The sequence below is a fragment of the Cellvibrio fontiphilus genome (assembly GCF_042646205.1).
GTDB lineage: Bacteria > Pseudomonadota > Gammaproteobacteria > Pseudomonadales > Cellvibrionaceae > Cellvibrio > Cellvibrio fontiphilus_A.
The window spans coordinates 331,681-352,097 of sequence record NZ_JBHRTF010000003.1; the positions used below are offsets into that span (position 1 = coordinate 331,681).

The following is a 20,417-nucleotide window of genomic DNA, read 5'->3' on the forward strand; positions in this document are numbered from 1 at the left end:
GCAGAGGTGAGGGTCTTTTAAAAACGGAAATCAAAACCTAATGCTGCTGTGCTATCGGTAGTGGATTTGGTGCTGATTTTTTCATCACCGTTCACTTCTACACTGGCGAAATAGCCAAACACACGTGTGCCTGCATTAAAGTTGTAATCCAAACCAACGGCGATACCTTCAAGCTCAGCATCCTTGTAGGTGGTATTGGTGGGTGTGGTGGTTGAATTGGCGTATTGGATTTTCGCAAGCCAGGGGCCAGCAATTTTCCATTGCGCATTGAGGATGTAACCGTCTTGTTCTTTAAATGCGTTACCTGAGGCACCGTCCCATTCAGAGAGCGGGTTCAAACCATTTTGTGCACCGCTAGTGGTGCCGTTGGTGCCAACAAACGTAGAAAAGCCACCGAGTGAATCGACACTGTCGTGGGCTTCGGCGGTTTGATAAATCGCCCCGAGTTTCACTGCACCCAGCGTAATTTCACCAACAGCGCGGATGGCATCGGTGGTGGCGACATTTGAATCTACCGCAGCACCCACAAACCATTTTGCTTTGCCATAAGTGACAGAAACGGATTTGCCCGAGGCAAAATCATTATCGTCCTGTTGATTATTGGCATTGACCGCCACGCCGGTTTCTTCTGCCTGAATAGCTGCGATATTTACTTCCAGCCCGCGAAATAAAATTGGCGAGGTGTATTGGATAACGTTATCCGGGCGATTTTCGCCCACAATATAAGTACCAATATCACCGAGTGGAGAATCGTTAAAGCGATCCACATCGGAGCGCAATACCGTATTGGTCTGCAGGGTTTTTAACGGCGTATCGTTTTTACCTACCAGTACCGAACCCCAATCGCCACGCAAACCACCAAAAATATTGCGCTGGCTTAATTCGCGGCCATTGCTGTTAGTACCATTGTCTACATCAATACCGTATTCAAGGCGATAAAACACTTGCACACTGGCATTCGCATCAAAATCACCTTGCACACCCAGACGTGAGCCAGTGCTCTCCAGTGCGAAAGTATCCAGTTCGGTCGTAATACCGGTAGCACCTATGTGGCGATAAGTCGTTGCACCGGCAGCAGTCGGCGCAAAATCAATTTTTTCCAAATCATATTGATTTGCAGTCAAATGGATTTTGCCGTACAGCGTAGGAAAACCTGCAAATGCATTCGCCGACAGTGCAATACCTATGGCAGCCGTTAAGGTGTTGCGTTGAAATTGTGTTGTTGCAGTAGCTGATCGCACAACCGACCAGAAAGTTTGAAATGACATGCTAATCTCCAAATAGTCATATCACCTCCGGTGGTCCGGTCAGTAAATATTGATGTGGTTTTTAAAAAATATTCATCGAATCTTTTCTCAGTGAAACCTGCGCTGAGTGAGTGTTGACACTTTTTCCCGGCGCTTTTTTCACGGCGTCCAATTTTGTAGGACTGCCCCTGATGTCTGTGGCCATCATATTGATCTGTTGATAAAACTAAAAATACTGATTTTTTATTAGCTTATAACAACTGTTTGATGGCTATAGACACCAAAAAAATAACAACAGCAATGAGTGCGTCCTTGCACTCGCATTAACCTGGTAGATTGATAGCAGGAGCGCGCATTAGAAACGGAAGTCAATACCCACGGCGGCAATGCTGTCTGTTGTTGCTGTGGTGCTGATCGCGGCATCACCTTGCGCTTCCACTTCGGCAAAGTAGGTGAACAGACGTATTGCATCGTTCAGTGCGTAATCAACGCCCAGCGCCAATGCATCCAGCTCGACATCATCGTATGCAACATTGGTGGGGGTTGAACTGCTGTTGGCGTATTGAAGTTTGGCAGACCAGGGGCCGGCAATTTTCCAGACGCCGTTGATCACATAACCATCTTGTTCGGTGTAGGCGGTGCCTGCAGCGCCATCCCATTCTGCGAGTGGGTTAATGCCGTTCTGTGCACCGACACTGGTGGTGGTTGCGTTTACAAAACTGGTGAAGCCGCCCAGGCTATCGCCATCGTCATGGGCTTCGGCGGTTTGGTAAATCGCCCCGAGTTTGACCGGGCCAAGGGTGACTTCACCCACAAGGCGTGCGGTGTCGGTCGTGGCGACATTGCTTTCATAGGCGGCACCGATAAACCAATTGGTTTTGCCATAGCCGATGGAAACCGATTGGCCGGAAGCAAAGCCGTTATCGTCCTGTTGGTTGCTGGCGGATTGCTCTACACCAGTTTCTTCCGCTTGCACGGCAGCCAGGTTTATTTCCAAACCGCCCAGCAAAATAGGCGAGGTGTATTGGATCACGTTATCAACACGGTTTTCGCCGACCAGATAAGTGCCAATATCCGCTAAGGGGGTTTCGTTAAAACGGTCGATATCGGTTTTTTGTACGGCGGGTACATACTCACCTTTCACCAGGGTGCCATTGCGACCCGCCAGTGAGCGCAGCGGTGTGTCATTTTTACCGGCGAGCAGGGCACCCCAATCGCCGCGCAAACCACCAAAAATATTGCGCTGTACTAACTCGCGGCCATTGCTATTGGTGCCGTTGTCGTAGTCCACACCGTATTCAATGCGATAAAACACATTCACACCGGCAGCTGCATCAAAGTCGCCCTGAACGCCCAAGCGAGAACCAATACTTTCTACCGTGAAATTATCCAGCTCGGTAGTAACACCTGTTGCACCTACATGGCGATAAGTGGTTGCGCCAGCGGCGGTGGGAGCGAAATCAATTTTTTCAAAATCGTATTGACCGGCGGTGACTTGCACCTTGCCATAAAGCGTTGGGAAACCTGCAGAAGCATTGACAGAAAGCGCCAAACCGATAGCAGTAAACAGGGTGTTGCGTGAAAAAACAGAACGAGCGAATGTGGTTTTTGTGTGTGACCACTGGCTAACTAATGACATGCTAATCTCCAATAAATGTGAATGTCACGTCCGGTGGTCCGGTGGTGTTTTTTAAATGTAATAACAAAAAATAAAATAAATGCAGCTTTTTTAAACAGATCTAACCGGGGTCTGTAACACTGGTTATTGACGGGCGTTGACGCCTTTATCCCAACGTTTCTTTTCTCGGCTTTCCAACTGCACAACCTGGCCGTTATGGATCTGGATCTCCACCGAGCCATAGCGGATATGTGCAAGCTGACGTTTAACTTCGGCTAAAACATCGTCAATGCTATTGGCGATTTCTGAACGATGAATCCCCATAAAAACCTCGCAGGCAATCGTTGTTAAGTTATCAAATGTGGTTAAGGGTTTAATGATCAGGGCAGTTGTTCCCTGAAGTCGTGGCCATCATAGGGGCGATATTTATAAACGAAAAATACTGATTTTTTATTAGCTTATAACGAAGAATATTGTTATTAGAACAAAAGTGTATTTATCAACATTGAGCTGTTTTTATTTAAACAATGCCGGTATTTTTCTGCTCAAAAAACAACACTCGCACAGGGCGAGTGTTGTTTTGGGCTTATGTTGAACTGTGATTTTTTGGAGGGGAAATTGCGCCCGAACCTTAACACTACAGAAAATAGTGAGGTAAAAGGTGGGCGCTACTGCAAAAAGCTTAGGGCTTTGGTGCTTCGTAAATTTTGTCAAAAATTCCACCATCGCCAAAGTGTTCCGGTTGGGCTTTGTTCCAGCCGCCAAAGTCCGCAATGGTGGCAAACTCAATGCTTGGGAACTGCTTGGTGTAGTTCTTGGCAACTTGTGGGTCACGTGGGCGATAGAAATTTTTAGCCGCAATCGTTTGCCCTTCAGCGGTGTACAGGTAGTTCAGGTAAGCAGTGGCTACTTCAGTGGTACCTTTTGCGCTTGTATTTGTAGTGACCACAGCAACCGGTGGTTCCGCAAGAATGGAAATAGAGGGATACACGATTTCAATTTCATCGGTACCGGCTTCCTGAATCGCTAAATGCGCTTCATTTTCCCATGCGAGCAATACATCACCTATGCCACGCTGTACAAAGGTTGTGGTTGAGCCGCGCGCGCCGGAATCCAGTACGGGCACATTTTTGTAAAGTGTTTTTACAAACGCTTGTGCTGCTGAATCGGTTCCTTCTTTCTTTTTGGCAAATGCCCAGGCCGCTAAATAATTCCAGCGTGCACCGCCCGATGTTTTCGGGTTAGGGGTAATCACCTCAACACCGGATTTCACCAAATCATCCCAATCTTCAATTTTTTTCGGGTTGCCTTTGCGAACCAAAAACACAATGGTGGATGTGTAGGGGGCGCTGTTGTTGGGCAGGAGTGATGCCCAGTTGTCCGCAAGTAATTTCCCATTCTTGGCTAATGGATCTATATCGCCCGCCAATGCCAGGGTGACAACATCCGCTTTCAATCCATCCAGCACGGCGCGCGCCTGGCTGCCGGAACCGCCGTGGGATTGTTCAATTTTTACATCATCACCGGTTTTGGCTTTCCAGTGTGCGGCAAAAGCGGTGTTGAATTCACGATAAAGTTCGCGGGTAGGGTCATAGGATACGTTTAATAGGGTTACGTCTTTCGCCCAGCTGACAGAGCTTAATAACACAGTGGCTGCGAATAATGCGGCGCGTTTACTTAACAATTTCATAGTGTTTCCTTAGGAATGGTAGATCTACAGATTAATGTCCGGTGCTGTTTTTAATATCCATGACAGCGGCTTTATTCCAGTGTGAATGGAAAGTCCATTTGTAATCCTGTTAAAGCCAGATCTATGCCAGAGTGTTTTTGAAAATAATCTGCTTGGTTAAAAACACTTTGTTTTAAGCGTCAAACCAAAAACTATAAGTAAAAGCGGCAAGGCTTGTACCCGCGGTATCAGTGGGCTAGGGCAAAGAATCAAATGAAGGTTAATGCTTTTTTATTAAGGCTAATTGAGTGTGAGTTGGTACTTTTTTGGATTTTTCATAGGTTAAGTGTTTAAAAATATGCTTTTTACTAATCTCTATTTGTTGATTTTTTAGCAGAATATTTACCTTAGGTGTTTAATTAAAAACAGCTGCCTTTATCGAATAATCGTTTTTCACTCTAAATCCTTTGCAAAGCAAAAATTGGATCTTTAAAACAATTTTTATCTACCTCCTTTATTCATGCTGCTTTTAAAACAGTTTTTTCAAAATAAATCTGTTCTTTTTTAAAATTAAATATTTTCTCTAAATATCTGGCATAGCGGTTGCTAAACACCCTATGTCAGTTATTCATACACATATTGTTTTGGAGAGATTTAATGAAAGCTTTGCGTTCGGCGCAGCTGCAGTCGTCAGTGCAGTCATCATTGTTATCAACCCCGCGTCTTTTTCAACGCAAATTGCTGAGTGTTGCTGTGGGAGTCGTGTTGGGATCTGGTGCGATCATTCCGCAAGGGGTTGTTGCACAGGAACAAAATAAACCCTCGTTTGCTTTGGATACAGTCGTGGTCACTTCGCGTAACCGCGAAGAAATTGCCCAAAAAGTCCCGCTGCCGGTTTCCGTGGTGGGTGGTAAAACGTTGGATCGCGATAACGCGGTTTCAGTAAATGATTTGGTTAAAAAAGTGCCGAACCTCGGTGTATTTGGCAGCAACCCGCGTCAAACCAGTATTTCATTGCGCGGTATCGGTAAAAATGCTGCCAACGATACGATGGAGCCGAGTGTAGGCGTGATTGTTGATGGTGTTGTGAGTTCTTATGTAGGTCAGTCGTGGAATGATTTTATTGACCTTGACCGCATTGAAGTCATCCGTGGTCCTCAGGGTACTTTGCTGGGTAAAAACACCACGCTCGGCGTAGTGAATATAGTCACCAAAGCACCGAGTTTTAAACCGGGTTACACCTATGAAGTACGCTACGGTGATTACAATGAACTGGGCGGAAAAGTCACCGGCACCGGCGCTATTGTGGATGACTTGGTTGCCTATCGAGGGTCATTATTTTTTAACAAAAAAGACGGTGTGCTGGATAACGTATGGCAATCGGGCCCGGAAACCTGGAACGAAACCAACCGCGTCGGTGGCCGTTTACAATTTTTAGTAACGCCCGATGAAACCCTGTCTGCACGTATTATTTTGGATAGCATCCAATCCGTTGAAAACGGCAATAAATCATTATTGGTCGATAATGGCCCCGATACCTTTGCCGATGGCGCAGCACGTACCACAAGCTTCTTCAGCCGTTTGCAGCGCGATTATTTTAACAACCCCGACGGCAGCAAATACCAACCCGTATTTAAAGACGGCGTGTATGGCGACAATAAAATCGAAGATTCACAAGCGCGCCCACAGCGCACGGAACAAGGCGGCGTTTCAGTTGAACTTAAAAAGTTATTAAGCGATGAATATACGCTCACATCGATCACTGCTTATCGCGAACAACATTTCGATATTAAAAACGGTGGTGTAACTCGCTTTGATATCGGCAATGGTGGCCAGCAATTGTGGAACGATCAAACCTCACAAGAATTGCGTTTGAATTACAAAGGCGAAAAACAATACGACTATCAAGTAGGTTTGTATTATTTGGATGCCGAAGTCTATTCCGATGACCCTACTTATTTTGGCGCAGATGCCGCCGCATTTAACGCGAGCAATGCGCAGTGGAATGCATTAAAAGCACCTAAATATCGCGGGCTGTTAACCGATGCACAGCGCGGTGTGTATCGCTCTTATGTGTTGAATCCCACTACTGAAAGTTATGCGGCCTTCGGTCAGGTCAACTGGCACTTCACTGAAAAATCCACCCTCACGCTTGGTTTGCGCAATACCTATGAACACAAAGAAGGGCGCAACCGCCGCGAGTTGGATCGCGCAGGAACTGGCTTAACTAATGCCACCGGAACTGACAACAGCAAAGCTGCCAACTATGGTTTGGATTTGGCAAATGCAGCAGACCTTGCTGCATGGAACGCCGCCAAAGCGCTCTACCGCTCAGCCATTGGAACGGGCAGTGCGGGTGACAAAGGGATTTACGATTGGATTGACGGTGACGCCATTAGCGATAACTCCATCGCCTGGTTAATCAGCCCCAGTTATCAATTAACCAATGATGTATTGCTCTACGGCTCTCTCGCATCGGGTGAAAAATCCGGCGCAGTAGAATTCGTGTCTGATCCAGCAAGCCCGGATTATGGCCAGCCGTTAAATGTAAAACCGGAGAAAGCTGAAAACGCCGAGTTGGGTTTCAAAAGTTTATTACTGGATCGCCGTTTGTTAGTGAACGCCAATATTTACTACACCCAGCTGACGGATTACCAAAGCAACTTAACCGTTATTGATGAAACCCAGCCAACCGGCTTGCGCAGTTACTTGGGGAATATTCCCGGTGTGACCGCAAAGGGTATTGAATTTGAATCGGCATTTGCGGTTACGCCATCGCTCAGTGTGAATTTTTCTGGTGCTTATAACCGTGCAACCTACGATGAATTCTTCACCACAGTGCCAGATATTTCCGATACCCAATTGGCTGATTACTCGGGCAAACAATTGCACGGTGCGCCTAAAGTGACCTTGTCCTATGGCTTGGATTACACCCGTACTCTGGGTAATGGTTATGGTTTGAATTTGTTCCTGAGCAATGCCTATCGTTCCGATGCTTACTTGCAACCAAGTCAATCGGAATACACCTTACAAAAGGCCTATAACCTGACTGATGCTGGTGTGGCACTTGATCGCGCTAACGGCAAATATCGTATTTCATTTATCGTGAAAAACCTGTTTGACGAGCATTACAAAACCGGTGGCAATACCTACAGCAGTTCCAATGCGATAACCGAGCAGCCGGGTTATGGGCGTGCATTCAGTTTTGCATTTCGTTCCAATTTTTAACTAATAATCGCCGTGCTAATAACGGGCGCAGCTGCGCCCGTTATTGTGACTGTCAGGGCATTTTTTGTGACAGGCTACAAACGGCTTTGAAAAGAGCGGTGGTTTTAATACTGAAGTGAAAGAGCTAGATGTGAAAGAGTTAAAAGGAATGTGAATTTTTGTTAATCAGGAAACTTTTGCTGGCGAATTGCCTCGATTCAGGATACTTCTTGGTGTGCGAGTGTTTTGTGTGTATGACAAGTGAGTGGGTGTGATTTTATCTTTTTAATGGTGCTCACATTCATCAAATATATTCATTAAAAAAATCATCGATAGTCTGTTCGATTATTTGAAAAGAAGACCAAAAGGCGAAGCGCAGGAATCTTATCCCTAATGAAAAAAATGGTAGTTGCAGTTTTTACCCTATTGCTGGTTTTTAGCCTTGCGGCACAGAGCCAGCAAGATGCCAATGTTGTAGCTGATGCAGCTATAACAGACGTCGCCGTATCTGATAAAGCATCAACACCCCAAGTGAAGGCGCAGTTAGTGGCATCTGTCGCTGCGGTTGTACCCGGCAGTGAAATTTACCTTGGTATCAACCAACAAATTATTCCGCACTGGCATACCTATTGGGTTAATCCCGGCGATTCGGGTAATGCCACCACGATTGAATGGACACTGCCGGAAGGTGCGAGTGCAAGCGATATTATTTGGCCTGCACCCAGCCGTTTTTCCATGGGGCCTATTACCAATTATGCCTACGAAAATAACGTCACGCTGCTGAGCAAAATTACTATTCCAAACGCGCTTGCCGTGGGCGATACCTTTACTGCCCGCGCCTTGGTGGATTGGTTGGTGTGTGAGGAAGAATGTATTCCGCAACAAGTGGAATTGGCTTTGTCATTACCGGTTGTTGCAACACCAGCCGAAACCGGTGCAGGCAGTGAATTAATTGCTGAAGCGCAAGCGCGTTTACCTATTCCAGTACCTTGGGATGTAACCGCAAAACAAAGTGTGATTGACAGTGAAACCGGGCAGGGGACATTAGACCTACATATCGCATTGCCAGCAGAGCAAATTGCGCAAGTACAGGACATTTGGTTTTATCCCTACGACTGGGGCCGCATTCGTCAAAGTGATCCCCAGATACGTACAGATCTTGCCGATGGTATCCAACTCAATATTCCCACCGGTGAAGCACCGGCTGCCATTGGTGATCAACTTGCTGGTGTGCTGGTCATCAAAGAGCAGCAGGGTATTGCGCGTGGTTATGAAATAAAAGCGCCGCTGCAAGCGCTTGCCAATAACCAGCCGCCGTCAGAATTAGCGATCAGTTTTGTAGGGGCATTGTTGTTCGCGTTATTGGGCGGAATCATTTTGAATTTAATGCCCTGCGTGTTTCCGGTGTTGTCGATCAAGGCCTTGTCACTGGTCAGCCATTCCCATTATTCCGCGCAGCAAATTCGCCGTCAGGGTTACGTTTACACGCTGGGTGTATTGGCCAGTTTTGCAGTGCTCGCCTTGCTGCTGATTTTATTAAAAGCCGGCGGCAGCCAAATTGGTTGGGGCTTTCAATTTCAATCGCCCATTTTTGTGTTGGTGGTTGCCTATTTATTGTTTGCGGTCGGTTTAAGTTTGTCGGGTGTTTTTTTTATTGGCGGCTCGGTTGCCGGTGTGGGTTCATCACTCACGGAAAAGCCCGGCTATAGCGGCAGTTTTTTTACCGGCGTTTTGGCAACGGTAGTGGCTACACCCTGTACGGCACCATTTATGGCGGCGGCATTGGGTTATGCCGTTGCGCAACCGCCGGTAAAACTCATGGCGATATTTTTAAGCCTCGGGTTAGGTTTGGCTTTGCCTTATTTATTGTTGAGCTGTTGGCCGCGCTTGCAGGGCTGGTTGCCGCGCCCCGGTTTGTGGATGGAGCGCGCAAAACAATTCTTGGCTTTTCCGATGTACGCCGCCGCGATTTGGTTGGTGTGGGTATTGGTGCAGCAAGCGGGCGTAAACGCCGTGATAGTCGCATTGGGGGGCATGTTGGTGATTGCTTTGGCGGCATGGCTCTATGACAGCACACGCACCGCATCCAATCGCAATCGGGTGCTGGGGAGTGCAGTGGCGCTGCTGTTAGTGCTATCGGCCTTGGGCGGGGGCATTTTTGCGGTGAATGCACCGGTTGCATCCAATACATCCAATAAAAATGCCGCCGCTGCCGATGCCAATTGGGAAACCTTCAGCAATGCACGCCTGCAAGAATTACTCGCAGAGGGCAAACCGGTATTTCTAAATTTCACTGCCTCTTGGTGCATCAGCTGTTTGGTCAATGAGCGTGTTGCACTGAGTAGCGATAGCGTCAAACAGCATTTTGCTAAAGAGGGCATTGTGTATCTGAAAGGGGATTGGACCAATAAAGATCCGGAGATCACCGCGTTTTTGCAAAAGTTTAAGCGCAGTGGCGTCCCGCTCTATGTGTTTTATCCGGCAGGGCAGGCCAACCAGCCCGTTGAGCTGCCACAAATACTTACGCCGGATTTGGTGATTGAAAAACTGAAAGGTGATTAGCGATTCGTGTTATCGATTTTTAGTTTTTAGTTTTTAGTTTGTGTTTTGTTTTTACTGTTGTTTTTTTCGTTGTTAGTCCATTGTTGTCAACTCATAAGGAGTCATTATGTCAATTCGTCAATCTGCAAAAATCGCACTGGCAAGTCTTGCTTTCGCATTGGTATCAACCCATGCCATGGCTGAACCTGTTATCAATAAACCTGCACCGACCTTTTCCGGTAAAGCAGCGGATGGCTCAACCATTAACCTGGCTGACCTGAAAGGAAAAACCGTGGTATTGGAGTGGACTAACCACGAATGCCCTTATGTGGTTAAACACTACGACAGCAGCAGTAACATTCCCGGCTTGCAAAAAAGCGCCGCTGAAAAAGGCTTTGTGTGGTTGCAAGTGATTTCATCGGCGCCGGGCAAACAAGGTCATGTGGATGGCGCTACTGCCATTAGCCTGAACGAAAAACGTGGTGCTACACCAACCAACACCATTCTTGATCCGGAAGGCACCATCGGTAAACTCTATAACGCCCAAACGAGCCCACACTTTTTTATCATTAACCCGGAAGGGACTTTGGTTTACAAAGGCGGCGTGGACAGCATTAAATCCAACAAAGCGGAAGATATTCCAAAGGCAACCCCTTACGTGAAAGACGCACTGGAAGCCTTGGCTGCCGGTAAAAAAGTACCTAACCAAAGCACCGCGCCCTATGGTTGCTCTATTAAATATGCGGGCTAAGCACTGGCCCTAAAACGGTAATGCTGATCAAAACGGGCTGCAATTGCAGCCCGTTTTTTATTTCACCTCTTTTTATTCCACACTTTTCATTTCTCATCCTTTTCATTTCTCATTTTTTTATTTTGTATCGATTGATTAATGCAATACGTACTTATAGATGACAAACTATCGCTTGGTACGATTTTTATAACGGCAAACCCAATGTACTCATCCATTAAACACGAAACGCGTCTGGCCTTTGTATTGGGTATGGCGATCTTGCTTGCTGCTTGTGTTGCGATAAAACAGCTCACTGCACTTAATGCCCCGCAATGGTTGCTGATTGCTGTCGGGTTATGGATTTTTGTGTGCTGGCAGTTGTGGCAGAGACTGGAGCTGAATCGGGCGGGCGAGGGCGCACCTGTTTATCCAAGGCTAGGTTGGGCGAATCGTCTCACGCTATTGCGTGGTGGACTAATTGCTGCAACGGGCGGTTTTTTATTTCAACCAGTGGCAGAGGGAATAATCGCGTGGGTTCCAGGTTTGCTGTATTGCATCGCTGCTATTCTCGACCGGATTGATGGCTTTGTGGCGCGGCGCAGTAAACAGACCAGTCTATTGGGTAGCGAACTGGATACTGTGTATGACGCTCTGGGTTTACTGGTTGCGCCGTTACTGGCGGTGGGTTACGGAAAAATCCACTGGAGTTTTTTATTGGTCAGCGCGGCCTATTATATTTTTGTGTGGGGGCTGTATTGGCGGCGCACACATAATTTGCCAGTTTATCCGCTTATGCCCAGTATGTTGCGTCGCACACTTGCGGGGTTTCAAATGGGTTTTATCGCTTTTATTTTATTACCCTGTTTTTATGCACCACTCACTATTGTTATTGGCATTGCTTTTATGTTGCCAATCCTGGTGGGTTTCATGGTGGATTGGTTGGTGGTGAGTGGCAGAATTCAATCCAGCACAGAATCCAGCACAAGCAGCGCAGCATTTTTTAGCGGCATCGCGCGGATTAGCCACAATGTTTTTCAACCACTGTTGCGCGTTTTACTCTTGATTGCAGTGGTGATTTTTATTGTCAGAGCAAATGGTATTTTATCCCCCGAGGCCATAATCGGTTTATTGATCATAATCGGTTTATTGATCATGACCGGTGCCATTGTATTGGGGCTGGCAAGCCGTGTTGCTGCGCTTATTTTATTGGTGTTAATTGCGCTGCTGCAGGGCGATAATCAAATCGATGCGATTATTGTTGTGATGGTGTTCAGTTGTGTATGGTTAATGCTATCGGGTGCTGGCCGTTTTAGCCTCTGGCAGTGGGATGACCGCTGGGTAAATAGTCGCGACGGTGAAGAGCAAGATGCGGAGCAAAATTCCTGATGCAGCGCGCTACTTTACTGACTTTGTCGCTGTGGCTGGTCGCGCTGGGGTTGGGCGCCTGGACACTCGCGCAATTACCGCTAACAGAGATTTCCCATAGCATTGCTGCACTCACTACACCGCAATGGATTTTTTGGTTAGCCCTTAATGCCTTGATTATTGTGTTGCTCGGTTTACGTTGGCAATTACTCACCAAGGCTCTGGGTGCGCCGGTGCGCTTGATAAAACTCTTGTTAATTCGCCAAGCGGGGCAGGCAGTGAGTTTTATTACACCCGGCCCACAATTTGGTGGCGAACCACTGCAAGTCTATTGGTTATACCAATATGGTTTGCCGTTACGCAAAGCACTGTTGGCTTTGGGGTTGGATCGTTTTTTTGAACTGTGGGTTAATTTTTCAGTGCTGCTGTTAGCTGTGCTGTTATTGTTTTCCGGTATTGCCGACAACCATAATCAGGGGAATATTAGCAGCGCGGGTATAGGTAATATCGCCAGTGATTGGAAAACCGCACTTTTGCCGCTGCTGATTTTTTTAGGGCTGATGTTGTCACTGGCATGGGTTGTGATAAAACAACCGCAGTGGATACATAATCGCCTTGAGCGCATTGCCGCTCGCTGGCAACACAATCATCGTCTGAATAATATTCATCAACACTGGCAATCACTGGGCGATGATTTGCGCATCGCACTCGCGCATCAAAAAATACGCTTTTTGCTGGCCATTTTGCTATCGCTACTGGGTTGGGTTGGATTATTAGGCGAGCTATATATGATTTTGCAGTTTGTAGGGATTGATGTAGGCCTGCACAGTTTTCTTATTATTCTGGTGGCCATGCGAATGGCATTGCTGTTACCTATGCCTGGTGGTGTTGGTACTTTGGAGGCATCTGTGCTCTGGTCATTTCACACGCTGAATTTACCTGCCAGTGCGGCCTTGGGTTTAATCGCATTGATGCGTTTGCGCGATGCAATTGTATTGCTCTTAGGGCTTGCGTGCTTGCGCGCTAGCAATTCCACTCGCGCGCAGGCTGACACTATTGCGCAGGGTTAAAATGGTTTGCGATACGCCGCCCAGCAGGTTGCGTTTTCCCAGAGTTTGATGGTGAGTGTGCCGCTACCCGGTGGGCTTATCAGTGCAATTATTTTTTCATGAATAATACGACTAAAATGTTCAATGCTGGGGTTTAGCCCGGCAAATTCTGCTTTATCGTTTAGCAGACTATCGCGAAAATAACCGACTACTTTATCCAGCGCAGCTTCTATCTCTACTATATCCACCAGATAACCGTGTTTATCCAACTGCTCGCTTTCAATACTGACTTCTGCGACATAGTGATGCGCATGGGGAAAATTTTCATTGCCCCAATCGCCACCGATTAAAAAATGATTGGCAATAAAATCGCGCGTTACTGCAACGGTATACATAGGGAATCCTGCCTGCTAATTATAAAGTTGTGAAAAATTGGGTATGTTAAAAATTAAGTCTAAGAAGCATTAAGTATGCGAATAAACAAAAACAGCCTGAAGTATTTTTGCAGGCGATTCATGCAATTCCTGGTAAAGCCCGGGTGCATCACTCAGTGGAACACTGTGGGTAATAAATTGGCTGGGGCGCAGCTTGCGCAACATATTCCAGCTCAATTCAAAGCGGCGCGTTTTACTCCAGCGACCACTCAATTCCGGTGCGAGGCTACTGACTTGACTGGTGGTAATGGTTAAACGGTTGCGGTGTGCATCGCCACCCAAAGCAATCGCCGCTGTTTTATTGCCGTACCAACTGCCGATAACAATCCGGCTCGCAAAACCACTCAATTCAATCGCAAGGTTTAATGCCTGGGGCGAACCGCTTAGTTCATAAATAAGGTCAGCGCCGGTTTTTTTATCTGCAGTATCGCCAGTGAAATCCATTAGTTGTTGTTTGAGTGCACTGATATCGACAGCAGAGAATGGATCAAATACGGAGTGGGTTCCCAGTTGTAGCGAGCGCTCGCGGCGCAAAGGAATTGCATCAACGCTATGCAGTTGCGCCAGCGGAAATTGCGCCAGCAGCTGTGACACTAATAAACCCACAATGCCTTGGCCCAATACCACTACACGCTCACCCAATAGTGGTTTGCCGTCGTGCACCAAATTAACGGCTGTTTCCATATTGGGTAAAAAAACTGCGTCTTCCGCTGCTATATCCGCAGGTACTTTTATCAACCCGGATGGCTTAGCAAGGAAATGACTGGCGTGGGGTTGAAAGGCAAATACGCGTTGGCCGAGCCAGCTTGCATCGATATTGTCACCAATAGCTTTCACAATCCCGACACTGGCATAACCATATTGCAGGGGATATTGCGATTGATCTTGCAGTGCAGTGATGCTGGCATCGAGCGCCATGTCCTGTGGAATTTGCCCGCGATACACCAGCATTTCGGTACCGGCACTGATTGCCGAGCACTCCACCTCAATCAACATTTCTCCTGCGCTGGGGGCAGCTAGCTCGCATTCGCGAACTTCTACTTGTTCAACACCGGTAAACCAAAGTTGTTGCGCATTCACTGTGCTTTGCGCAATGGCGTGTGTGAAAGTGGTGTCCGTCATGCTGCGTAATCGCCGTAATCCAGGTTGCCCCACACAATCAGGTCATCACCCAATCGCTCGGAGAAAAAAGGTTTTAGTTTTGGAAATGCGCAGCGCAATGGCTTGCTTGCATCATCGCCTGAATCACTGCCTAAATTGTTTACCGCTTTATAGCCACCAACAAATTGCGGTGTGATGGTGAGTACCAGTGCATCCACCAAACGCGCTTTTAAAAAAGCGTTAATCACATTTGCACCGCCTTCAACCATCAAACTTTTTATGCCGCGGTTCCACAATAATTTCAGTGCGCCTTGTAAACATACTTGTCCCTCTGCGTTACCTTCCAGTGCAGTAATTTCCAGGCCTTCAATCACAACATCCTGGCTATCGACAGTGGTTAACACCCAGCAGCGTTTATCGGCCCGACAACACAAGCGCGCCTTTGCAGGAATACGCAACTGGCTGTCCAAGACAATAGGTTGCGGGTTGTGGCCAATCCAGTGGCGCACAGTGAGTTGAGGGTCGTCACTTAACACTGTACCTATGCCCACTAAAATGCCATCGTGCATGCTGCGCAGTTGGTGGGTCAAACGCAGTGACTGCTCGCCGCTCAATGCCAGTGGTTCATTGCAGCGCAGCGCAATACTACCGTCCAGACTTTGTGCATAGCTGAGCGTAACAAAAGGCCGCTCACGCGCATGAAAGGCATTTTTATTAGTGGATAGCCATTCTTCAATTTGTTGGTTGAGGTTCATGCAAATCACTGTGGTGAGATGAAGAAAAAGGTTTGCTAAATAACAGATGATCCATGCGTTTGGCTTTGGTGATCATGTAGCCCTGGTTTTCAGCGTTAGTGGCAATAATGAGTGGAACACGCGCGGCTACGTTAATGCCTTCGGCCTGTAATGCAGTAATTTTTTCCGGATTATTGGTTAACAAGCGCACCGATTGCACGCCCAAATCATCAAGAATAGATGCGGCAAGCGAGTAACTGCGCTCATCAGCGCCATGACCCAACATCAGATTGGCATCCACTGTATCGTAACCCTGGTCTTGTAAATTATAAGCCAGCAGTTTTTGCTCAAGGCCAATGCCGCGCCCCTCCTGACGCAGGTAAACAACAACACCCGTACCCTCATTGGCAATTAATGCCAGGGCGCGATCCAATTGCTCGCCGCAATCACAACGCAATGAACCTAATACGTCGCCAGTAAAGCATTCTGAATGAATGCGCGCGAGCACCTTTTCTGCGTGCGCCAGGTCGCCCATGTAAAAAGCCAGGTGCTCTTTGTTGTCCAGGGTGTTGGTGTAATAACACAATTGGAAATCCCCATAGCGCGTGGGAATTCGTGCAGTGGCAGTGCGAGTAACAGAAGGTTTTGGCATACTCAACTCTTCATTAATGGAATGGAGTTTTTTATACGTAGCTCGCGATCTTACGGCTCAGTATTCTATTAGGCAAGGCAGCCGGGCAAGGTAAATACCAGAGCTGTGTGCCGGTGCGATTTAATTCGTTAATTTTCTGGCAATAGCCAAATCTGTGGGGGAGAATTGCGCAACTGTTTATTTCATTGCTCAATTTTTCTCATTGCTCCATTTAATCACCCTGATCTGACAAGCACTTTAACAGGCAGCGCATAATGACTGACGTGTATTTTGCTATTCCCGGCGACATAGACACTCTTACGGGCGGTTATGCCTATGACAAGCGATTGATTGCGGAGTTGCGTGTATTGGGTTTAACGATTAAACACCTACAACTTTCCAAGCGTTTTCCCGTACCTGATGCCGAAGCGTTTGCCGATGCTGCTGCACAATTTGCGGCACTGCCCGATGGTGCCATTGTTATTGTTGATGGCCTTGCGTTTGGAGTAATGGATTCCATTGCTGTACAACAGGCGCAGCGTTTAACTATTATCGCGCTTTGTCATCATCCATTGATGTTGGAAACAGGCTTGTCCCGCGCGCAAGTGCAACAGCTTTTTTTATCTGAACAGCGCGCGCTCCATTCAGCAAAAGCAGTGATAGTGACCAGCCGGATGACTGCCAATATCCTCATCGATCAATTTACAATTCCTGCTGACAGAATTGTTGTTGCTCTGCCCGGTACCGATGCGCAGCCCTTTGCCCCTTGCGTTGGTAATCCACCGGTGTTGCTCACGCTCGCCACCTTAACGCGCCGTAAAGGCCATGATGTTTTAATTGATGCGCTCTCCAGAATCCAGCATCTGGAATGGCGCGCGCGGTTTGTGGGGGGAATGCATTTTGATCTGGAATGGGCGCAACTGCTGCAACAAAAAGTGAACTCTTTTGGATTGAACGAACGTATTTCATTTGTTGGCAGCGTTGAAAATGCAGCACAGGAATATTCCCGTGCAGATATATTTGTATTGCCCTCCTTGTTCGAGGGTTATGGCATGGCCTTCGCTGAAGCCTTGAGTTTTGGTTTGCCGATACTAGCCGCGCGTGCCGGTGCAGTGCCGGATCTAGTGCCCGACACTGCCGGAATATTGGTTCCGCCAAACGATTCAATTGCGCTTGCCGATGCCTTGCAAACACTGCTGGTTGATGCAGCGCAGCGCAAACACTATCAAACAGGTGCGCAAACCGCTGCGCGCAATTTACCCAATTGGAATGAAACGGCAGTGGCAGTTGCACGTTTGATTAACAAGATTCAGATTCATTAACCATGAGTCAAACAGATAAAAAAGAGAGCAAACAATGAGCGGTTTTTCTATCGCCTGGTTGGATTTACGTGAAGGTGCGGATTTCGCCGCGCGCGATAAAACACTGGCAACCCAAGCACTCGCGTGGCTGGGCCAGGCGAGTGACTCTGTATCGCCCGACCGCATTATTGTTGATCTGGGGGCAGGTACTGGTTCTACTTTGCGCGCGCTGACGAATCTGGGCGCGAATAATATTGTGTGGCGTTTGGTTGATCTGGATGGAAAATTATTGGATGAGGCACTGCGTCGCCACGGTAAACAACATCTGATCGAAGACTATCAAGCTGATTTGACAATTATTCAGGAACTGCCGCTTACCGGTGCGCATATTGTATCGGCCTCGGCATTATTTGATCTTGTATCTGCTGCCTTTATCGATGGCTTGGTTGATCGGTTGGATGCGCGCAAAACAGCGGTTTACGCTGCATTAAATTACGATGGCAGCACCACATGGTCGCCGGCGCATCCGCTCGATAAAAAAGTATTAGACGCGTTTAATCAGGATCAGCACCGCGATAAAGGTTTTGGCCCGGCGCTTGGCCCGGACTGCACAGCTTATTTGCAAAAAGCGCTGGAAAATAAGGGCTATAAAGTCACGCTACAACCCAGCCCCTGGCAATTAACAGCAAAAGATCAGGCGTTATTAACTGAATTGATTCAGGGAATTTATGCAGCAGTGGGCGAGGGTTATGGATTGAATTCCGGTGAGCTAAATGACTGGAAACATTTTCGCCTTGCTGCAATAGCCGAAGGCACTTGCACCCTTGGTCACTGGGATCTACTCGCATTGCCGCGCTAGTTAGTTGGATTAGTTAGCTTGGTTAATAGTTTGGTTAATAAACTAGTTGTTTTAGTTAATCGCTTGCTGGTGAAAACGCTTCGATAAATCGATTGCGCAATTCATCCATTCGCCACACCGGGGCATGGTCAACCGGTAACATTCCCGGTGTCCACTGCCACTGCGCAACTCTATCTATCACCTTGGGGTCGCGCGCAATTAAATGCACAGGAACATCGCGCGCACCGCGGGTTAGGCCAGTGTTATCGCCGGTCACAATGGGTGCGGGTTGGTGATCTCCCAGTACCAACACCACCGTATTTTCATTGCCATAGGTTGCGACATAAGACGCAATAGTTTGCAGTGCATATTCAATCGATAAACGAAATTGCAGACGAATACGCGCGTTATCTTTCCACACAGTGTCCGGGCTATCACCACTAGTTGCTTGCGCGTTAAACACACTGCCATCGCCCACAGAATCCCAATCGATTAATTGTGGAATGGGCGTCCAGGGTGCGTGGGATGAAATCAACGCGATTTCTGCCATCACTGGTGTGCGCGATGTTTGTGTGAGTTCACGCGCGTGGAATGCAGCAAGGGTGTATTGATCCGGCATGGTCACCCAATTAAAAGGCTTACCTTGATAGCCGAGATTGTGCGCATCATAAATATGATCGTAGCCATAATAATTTCCCTCTGGCCAATCCATGGTAATGGCGGGCATGACCGCGACTGTTCGCCAACCTGCGCGATTAAATAAACGGTTTAGGGTAGGCTGTTCACTGATCATCAAACTGTTGTAGCGAATCTGGTTATCAATCCACAACCCCGACATGGCGGTGCCATGTGCAAGCCAACTCAAACCACCTACCGTAGGCGAGGTTAAAAAACCGCTGCGCGCCGTAAAACCTTTTGCCTCAAGTGTTTTGTTGGTGCGTTCCAGCAAGGGGCGAATATGCGGGGCATATTCAGGGTTATCCAATACGGTGCGGCCATAGGATTCAACAAATATCACCAGTACATCTTTACCTTGCAAAAACGACAATACATTTTCATGCGCGTGGACCTGGTTATTTGTGTTTTCCAACTGGTGTTTGAAGGCTCGGATATCCCTAACTGTGGCCAGAATATCGCGCGTGTGAGTAGATAGATGCTGGTAAAAAGGTAATGCGGCGCGCGCTGAACCTAACAAAAACAACAGCAACCAAAGCACAAGTCCAGTCGCCAGTAAAACCGCAGAGTGTTTCACTGACATACACAACAGGCTCTGCACACGCCCTAACACCCAAAATGCGGCTATTACAATGGCAATAACAGCCAGCAATAAGAGCACCGCAATCACCACTGCGCTGAATTTACCCAGCGCTCCCTGCAATAAATTCATGCCGTTGGTAAATAAATAGCCATCAAAAACCGGATTAAACGGGCGCGCAAACACCTTGTAGGTTGCCATATCGGTACATTTAAAAATTGCACCCAGCGCCAACAGCGTGGCCAGCATGCAGCGCAGCATCCAGGCTGTCAGGCCGGGTAGTAATAACAGTGACAATAACAACAAGCCAATCACAAATAACTCAAGCGGCAATACTAGAAGGGCCGAAGCGCTAATAGCATTGAGTTGATTTGGCATAATCAACAAGGTTATTAACAATACCAGTGCAGCACAATGAAAAGTAATCGTCAGGGTGTTGTGGGTTTTATTCATAAGCTATAGATCAACTGGCCTGTAATTCGTTTGTTTGGAGAATATAAGCTTTTGCTGCAGATTAAACAAAAGCATCAATAATTGTTGCAAACAAAACAGGCCGGCAAGGCTGAGTGTTTATTTGGGAGCATTTTACGCATTGTTTAATTATGAACACCTGAATTTATTTTTCAAAGGGTGCTGTTAATCAAGCAGATAAATAAGTCGCTATTGCTTTACCAGCACTCAAATGTGTTTTTCCTGC

At 47.3% G+C, this 20,417-nt stretch carries 16 protein-coding genes; 7 read left to right on the forward strand and 9 right to left on the reverse strand.

Annotation, left to right across the window (positions count from 1 at the left end; all coding sequences use genetic code 11):
• Window positions 1-17: 17 nt before the first annotated feature.
• From ACFODX_RS07015 to ACFODX_RS07030, 4 genes are all read right to left on the reverse strand, one after another.
• The gene (locus ACFODX_RS07015; protein ID WP_378117473.1) at window positions 18-1,268 is read right to left on the reverse strand and encodes a porin; all 1,251 of its coding nucleotides are present in this window, start codon (window positions 1,266-1,268) and stop codon (window positions 18-20) included.
• Window positions 1,269-1,602: 334 nt separating this feature from the next.
• Window positions 1,603-2,886: a porin gene (locus ACFODX_RS07020; protein ID WP_378117475.1), complete on the reverse strand. Its 1,284-nt coding sequence runs from the start codon at window positions 2,884-2,886 to the stop codon at window positions 1,603-1,605.
• A 123-nt stretch (window positions 2,887-3,009) separates the two neighbouring features.
• On the reverse strand, window positions 3,010-3,189 hold the full coding sequence (locus ACFODX_RS07025; protein WP_378117477.1) for a DUF2292 domain-containing protein: 180 nt from the start codon (window positions 3,187-3,189) through the stop codon (window positions 3,010-3,012).
• Window positions 3,190-3,547: 358 nt separating this feature from the next.
• On the reverse strand, window positions 3,548-4,555 hold the full coding sequence (locus ACFODX_RS07030; protein WP_378117479.1) for a sulfate ABC transporter substrate-binding protein: 1,008 nt from the start codon (window positions 4,553-4,555) through the stop codon (window positions 3,548-3,550).
• Window positions 4,556-5,191: 636 nt separating this feature from the next.
• On the opposite strand from ACFODX_RS07030, the gene ACFODX_RS07035 reads away from it, so the two are divergent.
• The 5 genes from ACFODX_RS07035 (at window position 5,192) to ACFODX_RS07055 (ending at window position 13,447) form a co-directional block, all read left to right on the forward strand.
• Window positions 5,192-7,762, forward strand: coding sequence for a TonB-dependent receptor (locus ACFODX_RS07035; RefSeq protein WP_378117481.1), 2,571 nt, complete (start codon window positions 5,192-5,194; stop codon window positions 7,760-7,762).
• Window positions 7,763-8,134: 372 nt separating this feature from the next.
• Window positions 8,135-10,303, forward strand: a complete 2,169-nt coding sequence (locus tag ACFODX_RS07040; protein ID WP_378117483.1) for a protein-disulfide reductase DsbD family protein — start codon at window positions 8,135-8,137, stop codon at window positions 10,301-10,303.
• Window positions 10,304-10,409: 106 nt separating this feature from the next.
• Window positions 10,410-11,033, forward strand: coding sequence for a redoxin domain-containing protein (locus ACFODX_RS07045; protein WP_378117485.1), 624 nt, complete (start codon window positions 10,410-10,412; stop codon window positions 11,031-11,033).
• 201 nt (window positions 11,034-11,234) lie between these two features.
• Entirely contained in the window at window positions 11,235-12,398 is a 1,164-nt protein-coding gene (locus tag ACFODX_RS07050; RefSeq protein ID WP_378117487.1) for a CDP-alcohol phosphatidyltransferase family protein, read from the forward strand.
• On the forward strand, window positions 12,398-13,447 hold the full coding sequence (locus ACFODX_RS07055; RefSeq protein ID WP_378117489.1) for a lysylphosphatidylglycerol synthase transmembrane domain-containing protein: 1,050 nt from the start codon (window positions 12,398-12,400) through the stop codon (window positions 13,445-13,447). Before ACFODX_RS07050 ends, ACFODX_RS07055 begins: the two co-directional genes overlap by 1 nt.
• Here the strand turns inward: ACFODX_RS07055 and ACFODX_RS07060 are convergent.
• The 4 genes from ACFODX_RS07060 to ribA all read right to left on the reverse strand — a co-directional run bounded on the left by ACFODX_RS07060 (window position 13,444) and on the right by ribA (window position 16,347).
• Complete coding sequence (locus ACFODX_RS07060) at window positions 13,444-13,821, reverse strand: 6-pyruvoyl trahydropterin synthase family protein (RefSeq protein WP_378117491.1); 378 nt, start codon at window positions 13,819-13,821, stop codon at window positions 13,444-13,446. The genes ACFODX_RS07055 and ACFODX_RS07060 overlap by 4 nt on opposite strands.
• A gap of 69 nt (window positions 13,822-13,890) precedes the next feature.
• A complete protein-coding gene (locus ACFODX_RS07065) occupies window positions 13,891-14,982 on the reverse strand; it encodes a zinc-dependent alcohol dehydrogenase (RefSeq protein WP_378117493.1) in 1,092 nt (363 codons plus the stop codon).
• The gene (locus ACFODX_RS07070; RefSeq protein ID WP_378117495.1) at window positions 14,979-15,716 is read right to left on the reverse strand and encodes a RibD family protein; all 738 of its coding nucleotides are present in this window, start codon (window positions 15,714-15,716) and stop codon (window positions 14,979-14,981) included. The genes ACFODX_RS07065 and ACFODX_RS07070 overlap by 4 nt, the downstream gene beginning before the upstream one ends.
• Entirely contained in the window at window positions 15,694-16,347 is a 654-nt protein-coding gene (ribA, locus tag ACFODX_RS07075; RefSeq protein WP_378117497.1) for a GTP cyclohydrolase II, read from the reverse strand. The genes ACFODX_RS07070 and ribA overlap by 23 nt, the downstream gene beginning before the upstream one ends.
• 254 nt (window positions 16,348-16,601) lie before the next feature.
• Between ribA and ACFODX_RS07080 the strand changes: the two genes are divergently transcribed.
• Window positions 16,602-17,648: a glycosyltransferase family 4 protein gene (locus ACFODX_RS07080; RefSeq protein WP_378117499.1), complete on the forward strand. Its 1,047-nt coding sequence runs from the start codon at window positions 16,602-16,604 to the stop codon at window positions 17,646-17,648.
• Between the two features lie 34 nt (window positions 17,649-17,682).
• Complete coding sequence (locus ACFODX_RS07085) at window positions 17,683-18,486, forward strand: class I SAM-dependent methyltransferase (protein WP_378117501.1); 804 nt, start codon at window positions 17,683-17,685, stop codon at window positions 18,484-18,486.
• A gap of 55 nt (window positions 18,487-18,541) precedes the next feature.
• On the opposite strand, the gene ACFODX_RS07090 is transcribed toward ACFODX_RS07085, so the two are convergent.
• A complete protein-coding gene (locus ACFODX_RS07090) occupies window positions 18,542-20,173 on the reverse strand; it encodes a sulfatase-like hydrolase/transferase (protein WP_378117503.1) in 1,632 nt (543 codons plus the stop codon).
• Window positions 20,174-20,417 lie beyond the last annotated feature (244 nt).

Excerpts from the sequence above, each read along its gene's own strand:
- ACFODX_RS07020 (WP_378117475.1), bottom strand. The coding sequence starts at position 2,886 with ATGTCATTAGTTAGCCAGTGGTCACACACAAAAACCACATTCGCTCGT.
- ACFODX_RS07025 (WP_378117477.1), bottom strand. The coding sequence starts at position 3,189 with ATGGGGATTCATCGTTCAGAAATCGCCAATAGCATTGACGATGTTTTA.
- ACFODX_RS07035 (WP_378117481.1), top strand. The coding sequence starts at position 5,192 with ATGAAAGCTTTGCGTTCGGCGCAGCTGCAGTCGTCAGTGCAGTCATCA.
- ACFODX_RS07070 (WP_378117495.1), bottom strand. The coding sequence starts at position 15,716 with ATGAACCTCAACCAACAAATTGAAGAATGGCTATCCACTAATAAAAAT.
- ACFODX_RS07080 (WP_378117499.1), top strand. The coding sequence starts at position 16,602 with ATGACTGACGTGTATTTTGCTATTCCCGGCGACATAGACACTCTTACG.
- ACFODX_RS07065 (WP_378117493.1), bottom strand. The coding sequence starts at position 14,982 with ATGACGGACACCACTTTCACACACGCCATTGCGCAAAGCACAGTGAAT.
- ACFODX_RS07055 (WP_378117489.1), top strand. The coding sequence starts at position 12,398 with ATGCAGCGCGCTACTTTACTGACTTTGTCGCTGTGGCTGGTCGCGCTG.
- ACFODX_RS07050 (WP_378117487.1), top strand. The coding sequence starts at position 11,235 with ATGTACTCATCCATTAAACACGAAACGCGTCTGGCCTTTGTATTGGGT.
- ACFODX_RS07045 (WP_378117485.1), top strand. The coding sequence starts at position 10,410 with ATGTCAATTCGTCAATCTGCAAAAATCGCACTGGCAAGTCTTGCTTTC.
- ACFODX_RS07015 (WP_378117473.1), bottom strand. The coding sequence starts at position 1,268 with ATGTCATTTCAAACTTTCTGGTCGGTTGTGCGATCAGCTACTGCAACA.
- ACFODX_RS07090 (WP_378117503.1), bottom strand. The coding sequence starts at position 20,173 with ATGAATAAAACCCACAACACCCTGACGATTACTTTTCATTGTGCTGCA.
- ACFODX_RS07085 (WP_378117501.1), top strand. The coding sequence starts at position 17,683 with ATGAGCGGTTTTTCTATCGCCTGGTTGGATTTACGTGAAGGTGCGGAT.
- ACFODX_RS07030 (WP_378117479.1), bottom strand. The coding sequence starts at position 4,555 with ATGAAATTGTTAAGTAAACGCGCCGCATTATTCGCAGCCACTGTGTTA.
- ribA (WP_378117497.1), bottom strand. The coding sequence starts at position 16,347 with ATGCCAAAACCTTCTGTTACTCGCACTGCCACTGCACGAATTCCCACG.
- ACFODX_RS07040 (WP_378117483.1), top strand. The coding sequence starts at position 8,135 with ATGAAAAAAATGGTAGTTGCAGTTTTTACCCTATTGCTGGTTTTTAGC.
- ACFODX_RS07060 (WP_378117491.1), bottom strand. The coding sequence starts at position 13,821 with ATGTATACCGTTGCAGTAACGCGCGATTTTATTGCCAATCATTTTTTA.